This is a genomic window from Streptomyces sp. NPDC087428, assembly GCF_044744085.1.
Taxonomy (GTDB): domain Bacteria; phylum Actinomycetota; class Actinomycetes; order Streptomycetales; family Streptomycetaceae; genus Streptomyces.
On record NZ_JBIUXR010000003.1, the window covers coordinates 361,190 to 382,962 of the forward strand.

The 21,773-nt window shown below is 71.0% G+C and carries 19 protein-coding genes; 7 read left to right on the forward strand and 12 right to left on the reverse strand.

Annotated features, from left to right (window positions below; all coding sequences use genetic code 11):
* The first annotated feature begins 92 nt into the window (after positions 1 to 92).
* Complete coding sequence (locus ACIO3R_RS08975; protein ID WP_402104635.1) at positions 93 to 1,892, forward strand: coagulation factor 5/8 type domain-containing protein; 1,800 nt, start codon at positions 93 to 95, stop codon at positions 1,890 to 1,892.
* Positions 1,893 to 2,059: 167 nt separating this feature from the next.
* A complete protein-coding gene (locus ACIO3R_RS08980; protein WP_402104880.1) occupies positions 2,060 to 3,055 on the forward strand; it encodes an Ig-like domain-containing protein in 996 nt (331 codons plus the stop codon).
* A 90-nt stretch (positions 3,056 to 3,145) separates the two neighbouring features.
* Here ACIO3R_RS08980 and ACIO3R_RS08985 read toward each other — a convergent pair whose 3' ends face one another.
* The 3 genes from ACIO3R_RS08985 to ACIO3R_RS08995 all read right to left on the reverse strand — a co-directional run bounded on the left by ACIO3R_RS08985 (position 3,146) and on the right by ACIO3R_RS08995 (position 6,508).
* On the reverse strand, positions 3,146 to 4,522 hold the full coding sequence (locus ACIO3R_RS08985; RefSeq protein ID WP_402104638.1) for an alpha-amylase family protein: 1,377 nt from the start codon (positions 4,520 to 4,522) through the stop codon (positions 3,146 to 3,148).
* 214 nt (positions 4,523 to 4,736) lie between these two features.
* A complete protein-coding gene (locus tag ACIO3R_RS08990) occupies positions 4,737 to 5,603 on the reverse strand; it encodes an ABC transporter permease (RefSeq protein ID WP_402104640.1) in 867 nt (288 codons plus the stop codon).
* Positions 5,600 to 6,508, reverse strand: a complete 909-nt coding sequence (locus ACIO3R_RS08995) for an ABC transporter ATP-binding protein (protein WP_402104643.1) — start codon at positions 6,506 to 6,508, stop codon at positions 5,600 to 5,602. The genes ACIO3R_RS08990 and ACIO3R_RS08995 overlap by 4 nt, the downstream gene beginning before the upstream one ends.
* A gap of 133 nt (positions 6,509 to 6,641) precedes the next feature.
* Between ACIO3R_RS08995 and ACIO3R_RS09000 the strand changes: the two genes are divergently transcribed.
* Together ACIO3R_RS09000 and ACIO3R_RS09005 are read left to right on the forward strand one after the other, a co-directional pair.
* Positions 6,642 to 7,859: a sensor histidine kinase gene (locus tag ACIO3R_RS09000; protein ID WP_402104646.1), complete on the forward strand. Its 1,218-nt coding sequence runs from the start codon at positions 6,642 to 6,644 to the stop codon at positions 7,857 to 7,859.
* Between the two features lie 89 nt (positions 7,860 to 7,948).
* The gene (locus ACIO3R_RS09005) at positions 7,949 to 8,596 is read left to right on the forward strand and encodes a response regulator (protein ID WP_402104881.1); all 648 of its coding nucleotides are present in this window, start codon (positions 7,949 to 7,951) and stop codon (positions 8,594 to 8,596) included.
* 44 nt (positions 8,597 to 8,640) lie between these two features.
* On the opposite strand, the gene ACIO3R_RS09010 is transcribed toward ACIO3R_RS09005, so the two are convergent.
* From ACIO3R_RS09010 to ACIO3R_RS09045, 8 genes are all read right to left on the reverse strand, one after another.
* On the reverse strand, positions 8,641 to 9,252 hold the full coding sequence (locus ACIO3R_RS09010; protein WP_402104649.1) for a response regulator: 612 nt from the start codon (positions 9,250 to 9,252) through the stop codon (positions 8,641 to 8,643).
* Entirely contained in the window at positions 9,249 to 10,412 is a 1,164-nt protein-coding gene (locus tag ACIO3R_RS09015; protein WP_402104883.1) for a sensor histidine kinase, read from the reverse strand. The genes ACIO3R_RS09010 and ACIO3R_RS09015 overlap by 4 nt, the downstream gene beginning before the upstream one ends.
* Positions 10,413 to 10,426: 14 nt before the next feature.
* Positions 10,427 to 11,182 carry an ABC transporter permease gene (locus ACIO3R_RS09020; protein ID WP_385036453.1) on the reverse strand — a complete coding sequence of 252 codons (756 nt, stop codon included), beginning with the start codon at positions 11,180 to 11,182 and terminating at the stop codon, positions 10,427 to 10,429.
* Positions 11,176 to 12,114 (reverse strand): ABC transporter ATP-binding protein, encoded by a 939-nt coding sequence (locus tag ACIO3R_RS09025; protein ID WP_385036452.1) that lies wholly within the window; start codon positions 12,112 to 12,114, stop codon positions 11,176 to 11,178. The genes ACIO3R_RS09020 and ACIO3R_RS09025 overlap by 7 nt, the downstream gene beginning before the upstream one ends.
* A 206-nt stretch (positions 12,115 to 12,320) precedes the next feature.
* Positions 12,321 to 14,291 carry a hypothetical protein gene (locus tag ACIO3R_RS09030; RefSeq protein WP_402104652.1) on the reverse strand — a complete coding sequence of 657 codons (1,971 nt, stop codon included), beginning with the start codon at positions 14,289 to 14,291 and terminating at the stop codon, positions 12,321 to 12,323.
* A 431-nt stretch (positions 14,292 to 14,722) separates the two neighbouring features.
* Positions 14,723 to 15,169 (reverse strand): DUF6113 family protein, encoded by a 447-nt coding sequence (locus ACIO3R_RS09035; RefSeq protein WP_385036449.1) that lies wholly within the window; start codon positions 15,167 to 15,169, stop codon positions 14,723 to 14,725.
* Positions 15,166 to 16,065, reverse strand: coding sequence for an N-acetyl-1-D-myo-inositol-2-amino-2-deoxy-alpha-D-glucopyranoside deacetylase (gene mshB, locus ACIO3R_RS09040; protein WP_402104655.1), 900 nt, complete (start codon positions 16,063 to 16,065; stop codon positions 15,166 to 15,168). The genes ACIO3R_RS09035 and mshB overlap by 4 nt, the downstream gene beginning before the upstream one ends.
* Positions 16,066 to 16,149: 84 nt before the next feature.
* Positions 16,150 to 16,344, reverse strand: coding sequence for a hypothetical protein (locus ACIO3R_RS09045; RefSeq protein ID WP_385036447.1), 195 nt, complete (start codon positions 16,342 to 16,344; stop codon positions 16,150 to 16,152).
* 210 nt (positions 16,345 to 16,554) lie between these two features.
* Here ACIO3R_RS09045 and ACIO3R_RS09050 point away from each other — a divergent pair, with 210 nt between their 5' ends.
* From ACIO3R_RS09050 to ACIO3R_RS09060, 3 genes are all read left to right on the forward strand, one after another.
* A complete protein-coding gene (locus ACIO3R_RS09050) occupies positions 16,555 to 18,642 on the forward strand; it encodes a prolyl oligopeptidase family serine peptidase (RefSeq protein WP_385036463.1) in 2,088 nt (695 codons plus the stop codon).
* 226 nt (positions 18,643 to 18,868) lie between these two features.
* A complete protein-coding gene (locus ACIO3R_RS09055) occupies positions 18,869 to 19,378 on the forward strand; it encodes a hypothetical protein (RefSeq protein WP_402104658.1) in 510 nt (169 codons plus the stop codon).
* A gap of 35 nt (positions 19,379 to 19,413) precedes the next feature.
* Complete coding sequence (locus ACIO3R_RS09060) at positions 19,414 to 20,583, forward strand: PrsW family intramembrane metalloprotease (RefSeq protein ID WP_402104660.1); 1,170 nt, start codon at positions 19,414 to 19,416, stop codon at positions 20,581 to 20,583.
* Positions 20,584 to 20,592: 9 nt separating this feature from the next.
* On the opposite strand, the gene ACIO3R_RS09065 is transcribed toward ACIO3R_RS09060, so the two are convergent.
* Positions 20,593 to 21,762 (reverse strand): hypothetical protein, encoded by a 1,170-nt coding sequence (locus tag ACIO3R_RS09065; protein ID WP_402104663.1) that lies wholly within the window; start codon positions 21,760 to 21,762, stop codon positions 20,593 to 20,595.
* Positions 21,763 to 21,773 lie beyond the last annotated feature (11 nt).

Sequence of the window (21,773 nt, forward strand, 5' to 3'; positions counted from 1 at the left end):
GGAACCATCAACTCCCGTCGGAGAGCGCTCTCAGAGCGCTCTCCATGAAGCTCGTCGTGTCACCCGTACCACGACTCAGGAGACGTACGTCTATGCATGCTCCCCCCACGGACACCCCCACGACACCCCCCACCGCACCCCGTCGCAGGCGCCGCACCCGGACGTTCGGGTTCGCCGCGTTCGCCGTCTCGCTCCTCATGGCCGCCCCCACCGCACAGAGCGCCTTCGGCGCGGACGCGCAGGCCATCGAAGGCGGCGGCGACCTCGGCCCGAACGTCATGGTGTTCGATCCGTCGATGCCCGACATCCAGGCCAAGGTCGACGAGGTGTTCAAGAAGCAGGAGTCGGCGCAGTTCGGCGACGGCCGCTACGCGCTGATGTTCAAGCCGGGCACGTACAACAACCTCAACGCGCAGATCGGGTTCTACACCTCGATCGCCGGTCTCGGGCTGAACCCGGACGACACCACGTTCAACGGTGACGTGACCGTCGACGCGGGCTGGTTCAACGGGAACGCCACGCAGAACTTCTGGCGCTCGGCGGAGAACCTGGCGCTCAACCCGGTCAGCGGCACCGACCGCTGGGCCGTCTCCCAGGCCGCCCCGTTCCGCCGCATGCACGTCAAGGGCGGGCTGAACCTGGCCCCCGACGGCTACGGCTGGGCGAGCGGCGGGTACATCGCCGACAGCAAGATCGACGGTCAGGTCGGCCCGTACTCGCAGCAGCAGTGGTACACCCGCGACAGCTCGATCGGCAGCTGGGGCAACGGCGTCTGGAACATGACGTTCTCCGGTGTCGAGGGCGCCCCCGCCCAGAGCTTCCCCGAGCCGCCGTACACCACACTGGAGAACACCCCGGTCTCCCGTGAGAAGCCGTTCCTGTACCTGGACGGCGACGACTACAAGGTGTTCGTGCCCGAGAAGCGCACCAACGCGCGTGGTGTCTCGTGGGCCAACGGCACGCCGAAGGGCGAGTCGATACCGCTGGACCAGTTCTACGTGGTGAAGCCCGGCGCCACCGCCGAGACGATCAACGCGGCGGTGGACCAGGGTCTGCACCTGCTGTTCACGCCCGGCGTCTACCACGTCGACCAGACGATCAACATCGACCGCGCCAACACCGTAGCGCTCGGTCTGGGTCTTGCCACGATCATCCCGGACAACGGGGTCACGGCGATCAAGGTCGGTGACGTGGACGGCGTGAAGCTCGCCGGCCTGCTCGTCGACGCCGGCACCACCGACTCCGACTCACTGATCGAGGTCGGCCCGGAGGGCGCGTCCGCGAGCCACGCGGACAACCCGACGTCACTGCAGGACGTGTTCGTGCGGGTCGGCGGCGCGGGAGCCGGCAAGGCCACCACCGGCATGGTGATCAACAGCAACGACACCATCATCGACCACACCTGGCTGTGGCGCGCCGACCACGGCGAGGGCGTCGGCTGGGAGACCAACCGCTCCGACTACGGCCTCCAGGTCAACGGAGACAACGTCCTGGCGACCGGGCTCTTCGTCGAGCACTTCAACAAGTACGACGTGCGCTGGTCGGGCGAGAACGGCAAGACGATCTTCTTCCAGAACGAGAAGGCGTACGACGCCCCCAATCAGGCCGCCGTCCAGAACGGTGACACCAAGGGGTTCGCGGCCTACAAGGTCGACGACTCGGTGACCACGCACGAAGGGTGGGGTCTCGGCAGCTACTGCTACTTCAACGTGGACCCGACGATCCGCCAGGACCACGGCTTCGAAGCACCGGTGAAGCCCGGAGTGAAGTTCCACGACCTGCTCGTCGTCTCCCTCGGCGGCCAGGGCCAGTACGAACACGTCATCAACGACACGGGCTCGCCCACGTCGGGGACGGACACCGTCCCGTCACAGGTGGTGTCCTTCCCTTAGGGAAGGCAAGCAGTGCGGGCCGGGTCGCCGACAGGCGGCCCGGCCCTTCGCGTGCGTCGGGCCGCGAACTTGGCACGTGCTTTACGTGCCGCCCGCAACCGCTCCGGTCAGCTCCATGTCTCTATAAATGTTGAATCCTTGAAGTAGTGACGCGAGTGGAGCAGGACATGCGGCGGGGCAAGGGCGTTATAGGGATCGCGTTGCTGGTGAGTGCGGTACTGGCGGGCACCAGCGCGTGTGGTGGCAAGTCGTCGACGTCGGACAGTGCCCGCGACGGCGGGAAGGGCGGCGCGTCCACGGGCGCGTCCGCGAGTGCGCGCCCGTCGCCCACGCACCCCACGGGGCCGCCGATGCTGCTGGACTCGATCGCGCCGCTGGACAAGGCGACCGTCGGCGTCGCCATGCCGATCTCCGTGGTCTTCACCAACCCGGTCGCCGCCTCGGCCCACAAGAACATCGAGAAGCACCTCAAGGTCTCCGCCTCGGTCCCCACCTCGGGCGCCTGGCACTGGATGGGCGACAAGCGGGTCGACTGGCGGCCGCAGGAGTACTGGAAGTCCGGCACCAAGGTGCGGCTCGACGCCGATCTGAAGTACGTCTCCAACGGCAGCGGCCGTTACGGCACCCACCCCTACACCCACTCCTTCACCATCGGGGACGATGTCCGGGCGGACGCCTCGGTCACCGGCCACACCATGAAGGTCACCCGTAACGGCGCCCCGGTGCGCACGCTCTCCATCAACGCGGGCAGTGCCCAGTACCCGACCTGGAACGGCACGATGGCGGTGATCGACAAGCAGGAGAAGGTCCACATGACGTCCTGCAGCGTCGGCATCAGCTGCACCAAGGGCGATGCGAACTACTACGACCTGACCCTGCCCTGGGACATCCACCTCACCCAGTCGGGCACCTACGTCCACTTCTCCACCGGTGACACCAACCCGGGCAGCGGCAGCGCCCTCGGCTCGCACGGCTGTGTGCACCTCTCGCTCTCCGACGCGAAGTGGTTCTACGGCCAGGTCAAGCAGGGCGACCCCATCACGGTCACCGGCTCCCCGCGCGCCAAGGCACCCGCCGACAACGGCTACGCCTCGTTCAACCTGTCCTGGTCGCAGTGGCTGGCCGGGAGCGCGAGCGGCGAGCAGACCACGGCCGCCCTCTGAGGGCTGTCCGCTGAGCACTCCGCCCGGCCGGCCGGGTCCTGACCCTGCCGGCCGGGCGGTTCGCTGTCCGCCGCCCGTTGCCCGCGTGGCTCAGGCGTGCAGGGCCAGCGCACCCTTCGCCGGGACGGCGGCCGTCACGGTGCCGTCGTCACCGACCCGCACCGTATTGCCGTCGCAGGCGTCCGGGGAGGCCTGGGCCACGTTGCAGTACGTGCCGGTCGGGAGCGAGGTGGTGAACGTCTCCTGGAGGGTGTCGTCGCCGTTGTTGATGGCCACGAAGCCCTTGTCACCACGGCCGAAGGCGAGGGCGGAGGAACCGTTGTCCCACCAGTCGGTCAGCTCGGTGCCCTCGGTGGCGTTGTGGAAGCCGACCATGCCGGTGATCGCCGTCTGTGCGTGGGTGCAGGTCCAGCCGTCGCTGCCGCAGGCGGCCGCGCCGCCGTTGGGCGGGCCGGCGTCCTTGTCCGACCACTCGTAGCCGGAGAAGACGTTCGGGGAGCCGTAGGGCGAGGCCAGCATGAAGACGTTGGCCAGGGTGTAGGCCGCGCCGTCCTTGTACGTCAGCGTGGAGCCGTTGCGCTCGGTGTCCCAGTTGTCCACGAACGTACGGGCGTTCGCGCTCGCCAGCTTGCCATCGGCTATGTTCTTCAGTCCGGTGACGCCGCCGCCCTGGAACGCGCTCTTGAGGTGGCCTCCGTAGCGGAACTCGTCGACATCGCCGACGCCCGTGTACTCGTCGGGCTGCACGGCCTCGCCGCCGCCGTAGATGACCTCGGTGACCCAGAAGCCCGGGTCGGACATCTTGCCCTTGATGGCGGCGATGTCATCGGCCGCCATGTGCTTGGCGGCGTCTATGCGGAAGCCGTCGACACCCAGGGTGCGCAGGTCGGAGAGGTAGCCGGCGATCGTCGAACGGACGGCGTCGCTGCCGGTGTCGAGGTCGGCCAGGCCGACCAGTTCGCAGGTCTGGACGTCGTTGCGGTCGCCGTAGTTGCTGATGTCCTTGCGGCAGGCGTGGAAGTCCTGGTCCTGGAAGTAGCCGGGGTAGTTGTACTTCGAGTACTCCGTGCCGCCGGTCCCGGTGCCGGAGCCGGACGACATGTGGTTGATGACGGCGTCCGCGACGACCTTCACACCGGCCGAGTGGCAGCTCTCCACCATCGACGCGAAGGCGTCGCGGTCACCGAGGCGTCCGGCGATCTTGTAGCTGACCGGTTGGTACGAGGTCCACCACTGATCGCCCTGGATGTGCTCGGAGGCGGGTGAGACCTCTACGTAGCCGTAGCCGGCCGGACCGAGCGAGTCCGTACAGGCCTGGGCCACCGCGTCGTACTTCCACTCGAACAGGGTGGCGGTGACGGTCTTGTCGCCCGGTGGGGTCGCCTGGGAGGTCCAGGGGGCGAGGGCGGTGATACCGGCGGCTGCGAGCAGTCTGGCCAGTGTCGCGCGAGCGGCGCGGGAACTCATCTGCGGCTCCTTCGGTCGCGGGTACGGACGGAGCCCGTACCCGACGTGGGCAGCCACGCGCCTGGCCACCGTGGGGGGAGTTCGGAGCCTGCCGTTTCGGCGATGAACACGTCAAGAGGTGACGCAAGAATTTCCAGCATGTTTCTGAAATCGTTTGCAGGGAAGGCGGGTTGGGGAGTCGGGCGGAGTGGGTCCGCCACGCGGCCGCCCGCCGTCACTGGTCCCGGCGGTGCGCCGCGAACACCGTCACCGTGCCTGCCGCCAGTGCCCAGACGACGTAGACCGTCCAGGCCCCGGCGGTCGTCCACGGGAAGAGGTCGTTGGAGCGCTGCGTGTCCGTGCTCGTCAGACGCTCCCACGCGCTGAAGGGCAGGGTGTGCAGGAGCACCGCCGTCAGATGACGGCGTGCGCTCAGGACCACGGGGAGCAGGAGCAGCACCACCACGCAGGCGACGACGGAGCCCCCGGTGTGGCGGATCACCGTGCCGATCGCGAGGCCGGCGAGCGCGGCCACCGGGGCGAGCAGGGCCGACGCCGCTATGACGCGCAGGGCGTCCGGGTGGTCGAGGGAGACCGAGGCGTTCCGGCCGGAGAGGATCGCCTGGGCCGAGGCGAACGAGGCGGCGGCGACGAGTGCCCCGAAGACGGTGGTGACCGAGGCGAGGACGAGCGCCTTGGCGGCCATCACCGAGCGGCGGGCCGGGACGGCGGTGAACGTGGTGCGGATCAGGCCGGTGCCGTACTCGCCGGTGACCGACACGGCGCCGATCGCGGCCAGGGCCAGGACCAGCACCATGGCGGAGTTCGCGGTGAAGGCGTCGACGAGGGGGATGCCGTTGGCGATGAACGAGGTGCGGCTCTGTCCGTCGTGCTGGTACCAGTACTTGTAGTGGTCGTAGGCCGTACCGGCGTTGAACGCGATGACGGCGAGTGCGGTGATCACGTACAGCCAGGGGGTCGAGCGCAGTGACCACGTCTTGAGCCACTCGGCCGCCAGCAGGTCGCTGAAGCGCGCGCGGGTCTCCTCGTGTGTCACGCGGCCTGCGGGCGCGGTCGTCGTCGTGGTCGTGGTCGTGGTCATCGGGGGTCTCCTGCGAGGTATTCGACGCTGCCCGCGGTGAGTTCCATGAACGCCTCCTCCAACGAGGCGCTGGAGGTGGTGAGTTCGTGGAGCAGAACGCGGTGTCTGAAGGCGAGTTCGCCGATCCGGGCGGCGGTCAGGCCGGTCACCGTGAGCCGGTCGCCGTCCGCGGCCACCGAGGCGCCCTCGGCGGTGAGCAGCGGAGTGAGAGCGGCGGCGTCGGGCGTGCCCACGGTCACGCTCAGCCGGGTGCCGCGGGCGGCGAACGCGGACAGGCTCTCGGCGGCGATGAGTTCGCCGCGGCCGATGACGACGAGCCGGTCGGCGGTGTGCTCCATCTCGGTCATCAGGTGGCTGGAGACGAACACCGTGCGGCCCTCCGCGGCGAGCCGCCGGAAGAGCCCGCGGACCCAGAGCACGCCTTCCGGGTCGAGGCCGTTGAGCGGCTCGTCGAAGAGCAGCACCGGCGGGTCGCCGAGCAGTGCGGTGGCTATGCCGAGCCGTTGGCGCATCCCGAGCGAGAAGCCGCCGACGCGTCGGCGGGCGGCCCCGGCGAGGCCCACTTCGTGGAGCAGTTCGTCCACCCGGGCGCGCGGGATGCTGTTGCTGCGGGCCAGCACGGCGAGGTGGGCGCGGGCGGTCCGGCCGCCGTGGACGTCGCCCGCGTCGAGGAGGGCGCCGACGTGCCGCAGTCCGCGCGGATGCTCGCGGAACCGCCGGCCCTGGAGGGTGGCCGATCCCGCGGTGGGCTCGACGAGGCCGAGGAGCATCCGCAGGGTGGTGGTCTTGCCGGCCCCGTTGGGTCCGAGGAAGCCGGTCACCTCGCCCGGCCGTACGGTGAAGGTGAGGTCCTTGACGGCGGTGGCGGCGCCGTACCGCTTGGTCAGTCCGTTGACTTCGATCACGGTCCCAACGGTGCCGCCCGCCGCCCCCGTTCGTCATCGGACCGCCGCTGACACCTGCCGGGGTCGGATGTCGACCGTGGGTGTACAACCGTGGTCCGATGCCGGGCCGGGGAGCGGTGGTTACGATCGGCGCATGTCCCATTCATTCTCCGTTCCCCTGCTCAAGCGCGTACCGCCGGGTTGGTGGGTGGGGGTCGCCTGGTATGCGGGCGTGCTGCTCACCTTCCTCGTCCGGGTGCGGCTGCCCGGGGAGTTCGAGCCTTCCGTCCGGCCCGGGATGCTGCTCTACCGGTGGGACGGTCTGCTGACACAACTGCTCGCCACGGCCCTGGCGGCGGGCGGCTGTGTGGTGATGGAGCGGCGTCCGCTGAACGGCCTGGCGCTGCTGCTGGGCGCCGCCGCGCTCGCCACGTTCTCGCTGAGTGTGGGGGAGATACCGCTCGCCCAGTTCCTGGCCGCCGATGTGGCGCTGTACTTCATCACCGCCACCCGGTCGCGCCGGACCGGTGCCGTCGCCCTCCTGATGGCACTCGGCGTCCTCACCTGTTTCCTGGCCGTCCGGCTGCTGGCCGGGTGGGGCGTCGGTACGTCGGCGGAGCTGGTCGTCGCCCTGACCGCGGTCGTCGCCTGGCTGGTGGGCGGCTCGGCGTACGAGGCCCGCCGGCACGGCGAGAGTCTGACCGCGCGGGCCGCCGAACAGGCGGTCGTCGCGGAACGGCTGCGCATCGCCCGCGAGATGCACGACATGGTCGCGCACAGCGTCGGCATCATCGCCCTCCAGGCGGGCGCGGCGGCCCGGGTCGTGCACACCCAGCCGGAGGCCGCCCGCGAGGCGATGAGCGCGGTGGAGACAGCGGGCCGCGAGACGCTGTCGGGGCTGCGCCGGATGCTCGGCGCGCTGCGGCAGGACGGACCGGGGCTCCAGGGGCCGGAGCGCGAGGCGGCACCGCTGCACCCGGCGGAGGGGCTCGCCGATCTGGACCGGCTGGCGCGGGCCACGACCGCGGCCGGGGTCCGGGTCGAGGTGCGGTGGCGGGGCGAACGGCGTCCGCTGCCACCGGACATCGACCTGTCGGCATTCCGCATCATCCAGGAGTCGGTGACCAATGTGGTCCGGCACGCCGCCACCGGCTCCTGCCGGGTGTCCGTCGAGTACGGTCCCGAGGAGCTCGGCATCGAGGTCGCGGACCGCGGCCGGGGCCCGGGTCATGCCGCGATCACCGGGTTCGGCCTGATCGGGATGCGGGAGCGGGTCGCCCTGCTGCACGGCGAGTTCACCGCCGCCCCGCGCCCGGAGGGCGGCTTCCGGGTGACGGCCCGGCTGCCGGTGCCCGCGCAGGACGCGGCGTGAGCGACCAGGACGGGGCCTCCCCGGCCACGGCATCGCCCCCGACCCCGACCCCGGCATCGCCCACGGCATCGCTCCCGGCCCCGGCCCCGATCCGGGTGCTACTCGCCGATGACCAGCCGCTGGTGCGGGCCGCGCTGCGCATGGTCATCGCGGACCTCCCCGACCTGGAGGTGGTGGGCGAGGCCGGAACGGGCGACGAGGCGGTGCGGCTGACGGAGCAACTGGTCCCCGATGTCGTCGTGATGGACATCCGGATGCCGGGGCTGAACGGCATCGAGGCCACCGAGCGGATTTCCGCGGGGATCGGTGCCGCGCATGTGCTGGTCCTGACGACGTTCGACGACGACTACGTCTACGGGGCGCTGCGCGCCGGCGCGGCCGGCTTCCTGGTCAAGGACATGGCGCTGGACGACATTCTGGCGGCGGTCCGGGTGGTGGCGGCCGGGGACGCCCTGATCGCGCCGAGCGTCACCCGGCGGCTGATCAAGGAGTTCGCGGGCCGCCCCGCCTCCACGTCGCCGCGGCGGCCGCTCACCGCGATCACCGAACGGGAGCGCGAGGTGCTGGTGCTGGTCGGCAGCGGGCTGTCCAACGCGGAGATCGCGGAGCGGCTGTTCATCAGCGTCGCCACCGCGAAGACGTATCTGACCCGGCTGCTCGCGAAGCTCGACGCGCGGGACCGCGTGCAGCTGGTCATCATCGCGTACGAGGCGGGACTGGTGTCACCGTGCCGATGACGTCCCCGGACCCGCCTCGCACGGGCGCACGGCACGGCTCCCGGTCAGAGCCAGCCCTTCTCCCGCGCCATCCGGACCGCCTCCGCCCGATTGCGCGCCGCCATCTTCTGGATCGCCATCGAGAGGTAGTTGCGGACCGTGCCCTGGGACAGGTGCAGCACCCCGGCGATCTCCGCATTGGTCGAACCGTCCGCCGCCGTGCGCAGCACCTCGCGCTCCCGGTCGGTCAGGGGGCTGGCCCCGTCGGCCAGGGCGGCCGCCGCGAGTGTCGGGTCGATGACACGCTCGCCGCTCAGCACCTTGCGTACCGCTTCGGCGAGCTGGGACGCCGGGGCGTCCTTCACCAGGAAAGCGTCGGCGCCAGCCTCCATCGCGCGGCGGAGGTAGCCGGGCCGGCCGAAGGTGGTGACGACGACGACCTTGACGTCCGGGAGTTCGCGGTGCAGCGCGGCCGCCGCTTCGATGCCCGTCATGCCGGGCATCTCGATGTCCAGGAGCGCCACGTCGACCGCGTGCTCCCGGGCCGCGGCCAGTACCTCGTCACCGCGGGCGACCTGCGCGACGACCTCGATGTCGGGTTCCAGGCCGAGGAGCGCCGCCAGGGCTTCGCGCACCATGGACTGGTCCTCGGCGAGGAGGAGTCTGATCATGCTCATTCCCCGGATCCTAGGCCGGTTTCGAGCGGCACGCCGAGGGCGATGGTGAAGCCCTTCCCGGAACGGGAGTTGGTGGCCCGGGTGATCAGCGTCCCGTCGACCGTGGCGAGGCGCTCGGCGATACCGGTGAGGCCGTTGCCGGGCGTCGGACCGGAGACGCCTCGGCCGTCGTCGGCGACGGTGAGTTCGAGGACCCGCCCGTCCAGGGTCTGGCGCGGGGCGAGGGTGACCGTGCAGCTCCGGGCGTCGCTGTGGCGTACGACGTTGGTGACGGCTTCCCGCAGCGCCCAGGCGAGCACCTCCTCCTGCTTCTCGGGGAGGTCCTCGGGCGGCTCGGCCGGGATGTCGGCGGTGATTCCGGCGGCGGCCAGCGCGGTGCGGGCACCGGCCAGTTCGCCGGGGAGGGTCGGCCGGCGGTAGCCGGTGACGGCGCTGCGCACGTCCACCAGGGCCTGCCGGCTGACCCGTTCGATGTCGGCGACCTGCACGGCCGCCTGGTCCGGGTGGTCGGGGAGCATCCGCCCGGCCAGTTCGCTCTTGAGGGTGATCAGTGAGAGGGAGTGGCCGAGCAGGTCGTGCAGATCCCGGGCCAGCCGCAGCCGTTCCTCGTTGGCGGCGAGCTGGGCGACGGTGGCGCGGGCCTCGCGGAGCTGGATGGTGGTGAGGATCATCTGCCGGACGCCGGTCATCGCGAACCCGCCGAGCAGCGCCGGGAAGACCAGCGCCGTGATGATCTCGCGCGAGTGGTCGCCGGCCAGGCCGATGGCGACGAGCACGGCAGCGGTGACGGGGATCAGCCAACGGGCGGTCCGCAGGGGCAGCGCGGCCCCCGCGCAGACCGAGACGTACACGAACAGGACCAGCCACGGGCTGCCGAGCGTCAGGGACAGCGTGACGGCGAGGCCGCTGAGGAAGGCGAACGCGAACCGGACCTGCACCGGACTGAGCATCTTCGGCGAGGGCCGGAAGACGAGAACCAGATAGCAGCCGACGAAGACCACCAGGCCGAGAGTGCCGAGCGCGGTCGCCCACGGGGTGTGGCCACCGTCGACGAGATCCTTGATCGGCGCGCTCATGAAGGCGAGCCAGACGCCGATCCAGAGGCTCTTGATGCCGGCCTGCTTGCGATCCCCCGGCGGGCGCCCGATGCCCACGGACATCTCGTCTTCTTCCTTCACGCCTTCAGGGTGTCCTTCCGGTAGAGCCAGGCCGCACCGCCCGCGAAGAGCAGGAAGTAGACGCAGAGGATGGCGATGTCCTTGCCGTGCGGCGCTCCGCCCATCTCGACGGCCTGGCCGAGTGCAGCGTACGCATGGGTGGGCAGCCATTCGGAGATGTTCTGGATCCACCGCGGGAAGGTCGAGGTGGGCATCCACAGGCCGCCGAGGATCGAGAGCGCAAAGTAGATGATCATGGTGATCGGCCGGACCGCGTCACCGCTGGCGACGTAGCCGATGGCGACGCCGAGGGCGGCGAAGACCAGTGAACCGGCCCAGATGAGGCCGGTCAGGGCCAGCCACTGCCAGAGGTCGAACCGTACGTGCTTGGCGGACGCGGCGACGAGGAAGACGACCACGATGCAGGGCAGGGTGACGATCGCGGCGCTGGCGATCTTGGCCAGGACGTAGCCGCGGCTGGGCAGTGCGGTCAGCCGGAGCTGGCGGACCCAGCCCTTCTCGCGCTCCTTGGCGATGCGTTCGCTGTTGCCCATCAGGACGGCGGTCAGCGCACCGAAGGAGGCCATCGAGACCATGAAGAAGGACTGGAGGGTCAGATCGGTGTGCGGCACCTTGTCGGTGGTGTTCTGGGTGCTGGAGATCAGCACGTAGAGCACCGACGGGTAGATGATCGAGAAGAACATGAACTTCTTGTTCCGCAGGGTGCGGGTCACTTCGAGCCTGATGAGCGCCCACGAGAAGAAATTCAGCATGTGGTCCTGGCCTCCTCGGCCTCGGTGATGGCGACGAAGGCCTGTTCCAGTCCGAGTCCCGCGACTTCGAGCTCGCGCGGGTAGAGGCCGAGGCCGTACACGGCGTGCACGGTCGCGTCGGCGTTGTGCGACTGGATACGGACCCGGCGGCCGTTGATGTCGAGCGTGGAGAGGAACGGCAGGGCGCGCAGGGCCTCTTCGTCGACCGGGCCCTCCAGCTCGAAGGAGATCCGGCGGGCCCCCGCCCTGGCCTTGATCTCGGCCGCCGTGCCGTCGGCGAGGATCCGGCCCTTGTGCAGGACCAGCACTCGGTCGGCGATGGCGTCGGCCTCTTCGAGGTAGTGGGTGGCGAACAGGACGGTCCGGCCCTGGTCGGCCTGCTCGCGCATGGTGGCCCAGAAGGCCTTCCGGGCGGTGACGTCCATGCCGGTGGTCGGCTCGTCGAGGACGATCAGGTCGTTGGCCCCGGCGGTGGCGAGCGCGAACCGTACGCGCTGCTCCTGGCCGCCGGAGAGCTTGTTGACCATGCGGCCGGCGATCGACGCGATGCCGGACCGCGCCAGCACCTCGGTCACCGGGTAGGGCCTGGGGTGCAGATCGCAGACGAGCCCGACCAGCTCCTCGACCGTGACCTCCTCCATCAGGCCGCCGGTCTGGAGCATCGCGCCGACGCGGCCGGCCGCGATGGCCGCCTGCGGGGTCGTGCCGAAGAGGCGGACGGTCCCGGAGTCGGCCGTGCGCAGGCCGAGAAGGAGGTCGAGGGCGGAGGACTTGCCGGCGCCGTTGGGCCCGAGGAGCGCCACGGTCTCGCCGGGGTGCAGATGGAGCGTGAGCCCGTCCACGGCACGTACCTCGCCGTATGCCTTGCTGACCTGGTCGAAGCTGACCACGGCGGTCTTCGCCGCGGTGGCTTCGGGGGCTGTCGTTGTCATGGGTCCAGCCTGGCCGAGCGGGGTACGCGCCCGGCAGGGTCACGGGTCGTGAATCCGGGATGACAGATGTCATGCCGTACGGGTGACGGCCGCGGCGGCGACGCCTTGTGCCGGGGACCTCGGGGACGGCCGGATACGGCGCCGCCCCCGGCCGGGGGTCCGGTCGGGGGCGGCGCCTTTGTCGTGCTGTGCTGTGCTGGCCTGTGTCAGCCGTTGCCGCCGAGGTCGATCGTGACGGTCCGCTCCGCGGGGGTCCTGCCCACCAGTGCGCTCTTCATGGCGACGGCCACGTCGTCCGCGCTGAGCTGGCGCTTCGTACCGTCGCTCTTGGTGACCATGATGCCGTCGAAGACGCCTTCACCGAGGGTGTCGATGGCCTTCTTGTCGTAGCGGTCGACGAGCTTGCCGTCGACCGCCACCATCGAGAGGATCTTCGGCAGGGACCTGTCCGGACCGAACTGGATCACCTTGGGCCCGGCCTTGATGGTGATCAGGCCGGACATCGCGGGCTCCGCGAAGGCCTTCATCGCCCGGTCCAGCTCGGCCTGGTCGATGGTGGGCTCGCGGGTGGCGACCGGCAGTTCGACGGTGGCCGCCTTGCCCGTCTCCACCTGGGCGCGGTAGGCGTCCCGGACCGAGCCCATCGACTGGTTGACGTCCAGCGCCTTGCCCGCCTTGCCCGGTACGGCGACGGCCTTGCCCGGCTCGAACTTGATCGTGCCGTCGCCGGCCGAGCCGGAGGCACCCGCCAGGTCGGTCAGCGCGACTCCGAGCTTCTCCGTGTCGACCGGGATCACCGGGTCGATGTCACGCTTGCCGCCGAAGAGGGAGCCGATGACGGAGACCGGGTTGTAGTCGCTGCCGGCCGCGGAGCGCACGGTCGCCTGGCTGTCCAGGGCGAGTCCGGCCTTGTCCGGTGCGAGCTGCGTCTCCTTGCCGTCCACGCTCAGCTGGAGCGGGGCCTTGGCCCGTTCGCCGAGAGCGGCGTCCAGCTTCTCGACACCGTCCTCCTTCGTGCCGCCGCCGATGTCGACGCCGAGGACGGTGGTGCCCTTGGGGACGTCGGAGTGGTTCATCAGCAGCCCGGCGCCGTACGCGACCCCGAGCACGCAGACGGCGGCCACGCAGAGCAGGACCAGCTTCGAACGGCCCTTCTTCGCCGGGGCCTTCGCCGAGGCGGACTCCGGAGCGGTGCGCGCGGCGGGCTCGGGCGTCCGGGCGGCGAACCCTCCCTGGCCGGCCGGTCCGGTGCCCATCGGGTTGTCCGGGATCCGCGGGGTGAGATCGGGACCCTGGAACGGCGACGAGGACCCGGGGGTGCGGCGCTCGGACGGCACCACGGGGATGCCGCTGGTCAGCGTGTCACCCGAGACGTTGTCACCCGAGCCCGAGCCGGGGCCGGAACCGGGGCCGGAACCGGGACCCCCGGGACCCGAGCCGGGGGCCGGGAACTGCGGCGTGAGGATCGCGGTGTCGTCGGACATCCGCGGCGGTACGCCACCGGGGCCACCGGGGGCCTGCGATCCTCCCGGTCCCGAGCCGAAGGGGCCCGGCCCGTCGAGGTTCGGGGTGAGCGGGGAGGTGCCGCCGGCCGGTCCCGTGGTGGGTCCGGAAGGGCCCGGCGGACGGATACCGAGGTTCGGCGTGGCACGCGGCCCGCCGGGGCCGTCCGCGCCGAACTCGTCGGAGCCGGGCGCGCCGGGCTCGCCCGGCTGCTGCGGGCCGTCCGAGAAGTACGGCAGATCGGCGCGCGGGCCGGCGGGCGGGGTGGCCCGGTCGGCTCCCGGACCGTCCGCCCGGCCTCCGGGGCCGGTGACGGAAAGGCCCGCGCCGTTCGTACCACCACCGGGGCCGGTGGCCGAGAAACCGGCGCCGTTCGTGCCGCCCCCCGGGCCGGTGGCGGAGAAACCGGCGCCGTTCGTGCCGCCGGACGACGGCTGGGCCGTCGAACCGTTCGCGGACGCGTCGGCCGGGGGCTTGCGCGGCGCGAACCAGTCGCTGCCGCTCTTCTCCCTGGCCGGCTTCTCGGCAGCGGGCTCCGCCGCGGGGGCGGACCCGTCCCTGCCCTCGGGTCCCGGCGCGACGGGGGTCCCCTGCGCCCCCTTGGGCGCGGAGGGGCCCGGACGCGGGATGCTGCCCGTGCGCTCGTTGCCGGGGCCGGCGTCCGCGTCACTCATGGGCGTACGCATGACAACCGGTGGGATGGGACGCGAGCCGGGGATGTTGATCCGGATACGCGTCGTCAGCGTCGTCTCCGTCCTCGGCTCTTCGGGCCGGGGCGGATCCGCAGGCTCCGGGGTCTCCTCCGGGGCATCCTGCGAAGGGTGCAGCGACGGATACTGGCGGGATCCGTACGGCGGCGTACCCGAGGGGTACGCGGCTCCCCCGCGGCTCTGGGGCCCGGAGGACGAACTGTCAGTTTCACGACTCAAAGCAGGTTCTCCCGATTGGCTCCGCCGCCCGTACTCTCCCCCATGCCGCAGGGCAGGGGACGGCTCGGCGCGCGAACCACCTTACTGGCCGCGGCCGACAGACACCCCGCGACCGGGGGAAACGACTGCGCACCCCCCGGACGGACAGGGGGCATTACGGGATCGGACGTGGCACATTACTTGCCAGGTCGGCCGTTGTCGGCACCCGGTTGGGGTGACCGCGACATGGTGGCACAGATCACAGCGATGACCATCCCGCCCAGCATGAAGAGGGCGAGGCCCAGTTCATCGCCGAAGACATAGTCCCCTTCCGGGCGTCCGCCCAGCAGGACAATGACCGAAACCAGCCACCCCGCGGCGGGCGCCAGGGCGCCGGGCTGCGTACCCATGAGGACCCGGCCGCCGTAGAAGAGACCGCCGGACGCGAGCAGTGTGAGCAGCAATCCGCCCGGGAACCACGCGGCTTGGACCAGCGTCCCGGCGATCCCGACGAGCGCGCCGAGGACCGCGAGGCCCAGCAGGGCGGCGATCCGGCGGGGGTTGAGGGGAGCGGCCGGCCCGGTGGCCGGAATGTCCCTCGGCGGTGCGTTGGTCCGTGCGGCCCGCTGCCTGCTGCTGCTCACTGGTCCGCTCCCGTCACACCGGCGAAGAGATCGTGTTCCCGCGCCCCCGGCGCGGCGCCCGGGGTGCCGCTCACCAACTCGTAGTACTCGGTGGTGAGGACGGGCTGGCCCAGATCGTTCGACAGGGCGAAGAAGGGGCCGCTCAGCGCGATCTGGGTGGCGTGCGCCCGCATCGCCGCGGCCTTGGCCTCCGCGTGGCGGGTGCCGTCGATCTCGGTGGTGATCAGGGTGTCGTTCACCACACCGGGTACGTCGTCGATCGCGGCGATGCCGGGGAAGGTGTCGGGGGCGGTGGCCCGCAGGTGCGCGAAGGTGTCCTCCGCGACGGTGCGCGGCACCCGGTTCCAGTAGATCTTGGCGATCGTGTGCGGGGCGCCGGAGCCGGCCCGGTACGCGGGGTCCGCGGCCAGTTCGGCGGCGCGCGTGGCGACCCGGTGCGCCTGGATGTGGTCGGGGTGCCCGTAGCCCCCGTCGGGGTCGTACGTGACCAGCACCTGGGGGCGGACCGAGCGGATCACCTCCACGAGGTACCCGGCGGCCTCGTCCACGTCGGCGGACCAGAAGGCGCCGGGGCGGTCGTTCTGCTCGGCGCCCATCATTCCGGAGTCGCGGAACCGGCCGGGGCCGCCGAGGAAGCGGTGGTCGGTGACCCCGAGCGCCTCCATCGCCGCCGCGAGTTCTCCCTGCCGCCAGGGCCCCAGGGAGTCGTCCCGGTCGGCAGCGAGGTGCGCGAGCTCGGGCGGGATGATCTCGCCCTCCTCGCCGAGCGTGCAGGTCACCAGGGTGACCAGGGCGCCGTCGGCCGCATATCTGGCCATGGTGGCGCCGTTGTTGATCGACTCGTCGTCGGGGTGCGCGTGCACCAGGAGCAGACGCCGGGCGGGAAGGTCCGTCATGGGGACCACCCTACGAGCAGGCGGCCCCGATGACCGACGGCGCCCGCGCGGCGGGCACCGGCGAACCATGGACGGTTGGCGCCGTCAGAATTTGAGCCCTCCGATCATGCCCGCCACGTTCGTCGTCACCTCGGAGATGGTGGGCGCGATGGACGAGCTGGCGAGATAGAAACCGAACAGCATGCAGACCACCGCATGTCCGCCCTTCAGTCCGGACTTCCGGATCAGCAGGAAGACGACGATCGCCAGCAGCACCACCGCCGAAATCGAGAGTGCCACGGCGGTTCACCTCCATCAGTGGGGTCGGGACGGGCAGCACGCATGGAGCCAGCAGGTTCATACCCACCGAGCGCTACGGATCATAACTATCCGTGGCAAGGCATTGGTCGGGGCACAGCAGCACGAGGGGCGCACGGGCGGAAGGACGGCCGATAGGTTCGGCACATGACTTCGTCAGAGATCACCTTTCCGCTCCAGTCGGCCCGGACGATGCGGTTCACCCTGGGAGCACCCCGCGCGTTCACCGTGTCACCCGATGGTGAGCGGGTGATCTTCCTGCGCTCGGGGTCGGGCACCGACGGGTCGGGCCGGCTCTGGGTGCTGGACCTGGACGGCGAAGGAGCGCCCCGGGAGCGGGTGGTGGCCGATCCGGCGGTGCTGCTGGGCGGTTCGGCGGAGCGGCTGTCGGTGCAGGAGCGGGCCCGGCGCGAACGGAGTCGCGAGGGGTCGTCGGGCATCGTGGGCTACGCGGTGGACGCGGCTGCCGAGTTGGCGGCGTTCGCGCTCTCCGGGAAGGTGTACGTCGCCGAGCTGCGGTCGGGCACGGCCCGCGCGCTGCCCGTTCCCGGTCCGGTGATCGACCCGCGCCCCTCCCCGGACGGACGACACATCGCATACGTGTCCAAGAGGGCGCTGCGTGTCGTGGGGGCCGGCGGCGAGGAGGACAGGGCACTCGCGGAACCGGAGGGCGCACAGGTGTCCTACGGCCTCGCGGAGTTCATCGCGGCCGAGGAGATGCAGCGCTCGCGGGGCTTCTGGTGGTCGCCGGAATCGGACCGGCTGCTCGTCGCCCGGGTCGACGACAGCCCGGTGCGGCGGTGGTGGATCGCCGACCCGGCGCACCCGGAGCGCAAGCCCGCCGAGATCGCGTACCCGGCGGCCGGGACACCCAACGCCGAGGTGCGGCTCTTCGTGGTGGACCTGGCCGGGGAGCGCACCGAAGTGGTGTGGGACCGGGCCCGGTTCCCGTATCTGGCGTCGGTGCACTGGTCGTCGGCCGGGGCGCCGCTGCTGCTCGTTCAGGCCCGCGACCAGCAGAGTCAGCTCCATCTCGCGGTGGACCCGGAGACCGGCACGACCCGGACGGTGCACGTCGACGAGGACCCGGTCTGGCTGGACCTGTTCCCGGGGGTGCCCGCGTGGGCGCCGGACGGGCGGCTCGTACGGATCGCGGACGAGGGCGGGGCGCGGGTCCTCGCGGCCGGCGACCGGCTGCTGACCGGGGCCCAGTTGCAGATCCGGTCGGTGCTCGACATCGGCGGCTCGGACATCCTGGTGACGGCGACGGCGGGTGAGCGGGCGGCCGCGCCGGAGATCGGCGAGAGCCATGTCTACCGGGTCAACGAGCTGGGCGTGGAGCGGGTCTCGGAGGGCGTGGGCGTGCATTCCGCGGTCCGGGCGGGCGGGGTGACGGTGATGGTCTCCACCGCTCCGGACCGGCCGGGAGCGACCGCTCAGGTGCTCCGGGACGGGAAGCGGATCGCCACGATCGCGAACCACGCGGAGCAGCCGGTGCTGTCCGTGCGGGCCCGGTTCACCGAAGGGGGCGCACGGCGGATTCCGTGCGCCGTGCTGCTCCCCACCGACTACAAGGAATCGGATGGTCCGCTTCCGGTTCTGATGGATCCGTACGGCGGGCCGCACGGCCGCCGGGTGGTCGCCACCCACAACACGCATCTCACCTCGCAGTGGTTCGCGGACCAGGGTTTCGCCGTGGTCGTCGCGGACGGCCGGGGCACCCCGGGCCGTTCACCCGGCTGGGAGAAGGCGGTCAAGCACGATCTGACCCTCACCCTCGACGACCAGGTCGAGGCGCTGCACGCGCTCGCCGAGCGGTTCCCGCTGGACCTGGGGAGGGTGGCCATCCGCGGCTGGTCGTACGGCGGCTTCCTGGCGGGCATGGCCGTGCTGCGGCGGCCCGACGTGTTCCACGCGGCTGTCGTGGGCGCCCCGGTGACCGACCAGCGGCTCTACGACACCCATTACACGGAGCGCTACCTGGGCGACCCGGCGACCCGGCCCGAGGTGTACGCGTACAACTCGCTGGTCACCGACGAGGGTCTGTCGCACGCCGCCGAGCAGGAGCGGCCGATGCTGATCGTGCACGGTCTCGCGGACGACAACGTGGTGGTCGCGCACACGCTGCGGCTGTCGTCGGCGCTGCTCGCCGCGGGGCGGCCGCACGAGGTGCTGCCGCTGAGCGGGGTGACCCACATGACCCCGCAGGAGAAGGTGGCGGAGAACCTGCTGCTGCTCCAGGTGGACTTCCTGAAGCGGTCACTGGCGGGCCCGGCGTAGGACCCACCGGGCCCCGGAGGCACGGTCGGGGCGAGGCGAGGCGAGTGTCTGCGGGACGACCGGCCTTCAGGTGCGAGTGGGATCATTTTGCGACATGGCCGATTTCGTATGATGCGGTCACGTATTCGAGAGGACTGTCGTGGAGAGATCTCAACAAGCAGCGGCGCCCGCGCTACCTGCGATACCCCGGCGTGAGCGGTACGGGACGCTCGGAGGGTCGGCCCTCGTGCTGCTCTTCGTGTTCCTGTATGTCGGGTTCTGGCTGATCTGGGACGGGCATGTCTCCGGCAAGGAGGAGGTGCGTCCCGGCACGACGATCTCGGTGTCGGACAGTGTGTCCTTCGTCCCGGCCGGCGGCTGGTCCCTGGAGCGTGGGGAGATCACCCCGGGGCAGCGTTCGACGGTCACGAGCGGATCGAGCGCGTTCAGCGTCTCGACATCGACCTGGATGGGAACCCTGGAGGAGCACACGGCGAGGGAGAAGAAGCTTCTCCAGGCCGGAAGCAAGGCCCACCTCTACGGGAACGACCAGTCCTTCCGCACCGGCAACGGACTGACCGGTGTGAAGTTCTCCTATTTCGCCTCCAAAGTCGAGGGCATCCTCTGGATCGCCTACGACCCCGGGACGAAGACCGTGGTAACCCTCAGCGGGCAGAGCGCCCAGGGCACTCTGCCCGCCGCGGCGAGCCAGTTCCAGGCAATGGTCGACAGCGTCAGAACAGGGGCCGGGGAATGAGCGCATCGCACAATCCACTGACAGCACATCGGAGGTTGAAGGCAGGTTCCCTGGTCGACGCGCAGGCGCCGATCGGTGTGGACGGCTTCTTCCAGCCACGCCGCGCGGCGTTCTGGCTGTTCGTGTTCTTCCTCGTCAACGGCGTGTTCTCGATGGTGTCGAACTTCTACGTGGGCTACCGCGTCGTGCCTACCGCGGTGGTGCTCGCCACTCTGGTCTGGTCGCTGTACGCGCTGCCGTTCCTGTTGTTCTTCCGCTCCCTCGACTTGTTCGAGCAACACCCTCCGCTGGGTTTCGCCATGGCCTTCGCCTGGGGCGGCTTCGCGGCCTGCTACCTGGCGATCCCCGTCAACTCCGCAGTGCAGTCACTGTCCGCCAAGCTGTTCGGCCCGCAGTTCACGGAGGACTGGGGACCCGCGCTGGCAGGGCCGACCAACGAGGAGATCCTCAAACTGCTCGGCGTGATCGTGCTCGTCATGATCGCCCGGACCCAGTTCCGCACGATCCTGTCCGTCGTGGTCCTCGGAGCGATGATCGGTCTCGGCTTCCAGATCGTCGAGGACCTCCTCTACTCGGTCAACTCCGCCATCCAGTTCCCCTACACGAACCAGGTCGTCCCGGTCGGTGTGATGTTCCTCGTCCGGGGCGTGTTCAGCGGTATCTGGAGCCATGCGCTGTACACCTCCGTCGCCGCGTTCGGGATCGGCTACTTCATCACCCGTCGGCACAAGCCCCTGGTCCAGCGCACGGCCGTAGCCGTGGGCGCCTTCGCTCTGGCCTGGTTCCTGCACTTCTTCTGGAACTCCCCCTGGCTCCAGAACATCGGCGGTGGCGGGGTGGGCGGCGTCCTCGTCCTCTGCCTGATCAAGGGCATCCCGGTCTTCGCCGTCGGCTACCTGCTGTGGAGGTTCGCGGGCCGCGAGGAGGGAAACCAGCTCCGCACCGTCGCCGACTACTACATCGACGACGACCTCATGACTCCCGAAGAACGCGACAGCCTCACCTCACTGCGCGAGCGCCGCCACCTGCGCAAGCACATGAAGAAGGCACACGGCCGCAAGGCCGCCCGCACCCTGCACAGACTGCAACGCGCGCAACTGCACCTGATCCGCGTCTGCGAGGAGAACGGCGCGGGCCTCCCCGCCGCCCGCGCGGCCCAGGACGTCACCGCCCTGCGCACCGACCTCACCGAAGCGACCGCCTGACCCGGTCGCCTACCAGCCCGGCGGTGGCTGGGAGGGCGGCGGGGGCGGTCCGAAGCCGCCGCCGCCCTGCGGGTATCCGTAGCCCGGGGCGGGCGGCTGCTGCCCCGGGTACGGGCCGGCGTCCTGCCCGGGACGCGCCCCGGGGCCGTATCCGGGGGTTCCGTATCCGGGGGTTCCGTATCCGGGGGTTCCGTACCCCGGACCGCCGTATTCCGGCTGCCCGTGTCCCGGCTCGCCGTAGCCGGGCCCGTACCCCGGTCCCGGTCCGTACGGGCCGGGGACGTCGGCGAAGCCCCTGGGGGCCAGCGCGAGCAGGACCACCACGGCGGCGAACGCCTCGAAGAACCAGCTGACCACCATGAGCTGGGTCTCGCTCTGCAACGAACCGAAGTCGTCGAGCAGGTCGTAGCGCACGGTCTGGACCACGCCCAGCACCCCGCCGGGCAGCAGCAGCGCGGCGGCCACCAGACCGAACGGCCTCGCGTGCACGGCGTGGAAGAGGGCGCTCGCGCCCGCGTAGAGGCAGAGCAGGGCCGCCAGCGCCGTTCCCCAGCCCGGCGGCGGATCGATCAGCCCGTGCATGATCCGGTCGCCGCCCACGTACCAGTCGGGGAAGATCTCCGGGTACTTCACGACCTGGCGGATCTCCCAGGCGATCAGCACCGCGGCGGCCGCGCACAGCAGCAGGAACGCGGTGACCGAGGCGCCCGGTCCCGGCCGGGTGGGCAGTCGCTCGTAGGAGTCGGCCGGCGGACGGCGCCCGGCCCCGGCGGTGATGAACAGCGCGAGGCCCGCCGCGAGGCCCACGAAGGCGCAGATCAGCGCCCGGGTGCGCAGCTCGTCCGGGAACGACGACTCCATCGCGCGGTCGCCGATGTTCCAGAGTCCGGGCAGCCGTACGGCCAGGGTGACCACTCCGGTGGCGACGAGCACAGCGGCGGCGACCGAGGAGCGGAGCGCGGCGACGGTGGCGACCGCGTACACCACGAGGAGGACGACATCCGTGGCCGTGGTCGCGGGCAGCGCGTGCGGGCGGGCTTCGCGGAACCCGGCCCAGTACCGCCACAGCTCGTCGAACCCGGCCGCCCTGATGTCCCGTACGAGCCAGCTCGCGACGATCACCGCGAGCACGCCGCAGAGGACGGCGCCGGTGACCCTTGCTCCCCGCGTGAGTATCACCCGAGCGATAC

What these genes read in the sequence shown, in the direction of transcription:
- ACIO3R_RS08975 (WP_402104635.1), top strand. Translation starts at nt 93, where the DNA reads ATGCATGCTCCCCCCACGGACACCCCCACGACACCCCCCACCGCACCC.
- ACIO3R_RS08980 (WP_402104880.1), top strand. Translation starts at nt 2,060, where the DNA reads ATGCGGCGGGGCAAGGGCGTTATAGGGATCGCGTTGCTGGTGAGTGCG.
- ACIO3R_RS08985 (WP_402104638.1), bottom strand. Translation starts at nt 4,522, where the DNA reads ATGAGTTCCCGCGCCGCTCGCGCGACACTGGCCAGACTGCTCGCAGCC.
- ACIO3R_RS08990 (WP_402104640.1), bottom strand. Translation starts at nt 5,603, where the DNA reads ATGACCACGACCACGACCACGACGACGACCGCGCCCGCAGGCCGCGTG.
- ACIO3R_RS09000 (WP_402104646.1), top strand. Translation starts at nt 6,642, where the DNA reads ATGTCCCATTCATTCTCCGTTCCCCTGCTCAAGCGCGTACCGCCGGGT.
- ACIO3R_RS09010 (WP_402104649.1), bottom strand. Translation starts at nt 9,252, where the DNA reads ATGAGCATGATCAGACTCCTCCTCGCCGAGGACCAGTCCATGGTGCGC.
- ACIO3R_RS09015 (WP_402104883.1), bottom strand. Translation starts at nt 10,412, where the DNA reads ATGTCCGTGGGCATCGGGCGCCCGCCGGGGGATCGCAAGCAGGCCGGC.
- ACIO3R_RS09020 (WP_385036453.1), bottom strand. Translation starts at nt 11,182, where the DNA reads ATGCTGAATTTCTTCTCGTGGGCGCTCATCAGGCTCGAAGTGACCCGC.
- ACIO3R_RS09025 (WP_385036452.1), bottom strand. Translation starts at nt 12,114, where the DNA reads ATGACAACGACAGCCCCCGAAGCCACCGCGGCGAAGACCGCCGTGGTC.
- ACIO3R_RS09030 (WP_402104652.1), bottom strand. Translation starts at nt 14,291, where the DNA reads ATGAGTGACGCGGACGCCGGCCCCGGCAACGAGCGCACGGGCAGCATC.
- mshB (WP_402104655.1), bottom strand. Translation starts at nt 16,065, where the DNA reads ATGACGGACCTTCCCGCCCGGCGTCTGCTCCTGGTGCACGCGCACCCC.
- ACIO3R_RS09050 (WP_385036463.1), top strand. Translation starts at nt 16,555, where the DNA reads ATGCGGTTCACCCTGGGAGCACCCCGCGCGTTCACCGTGTCACCCGAT.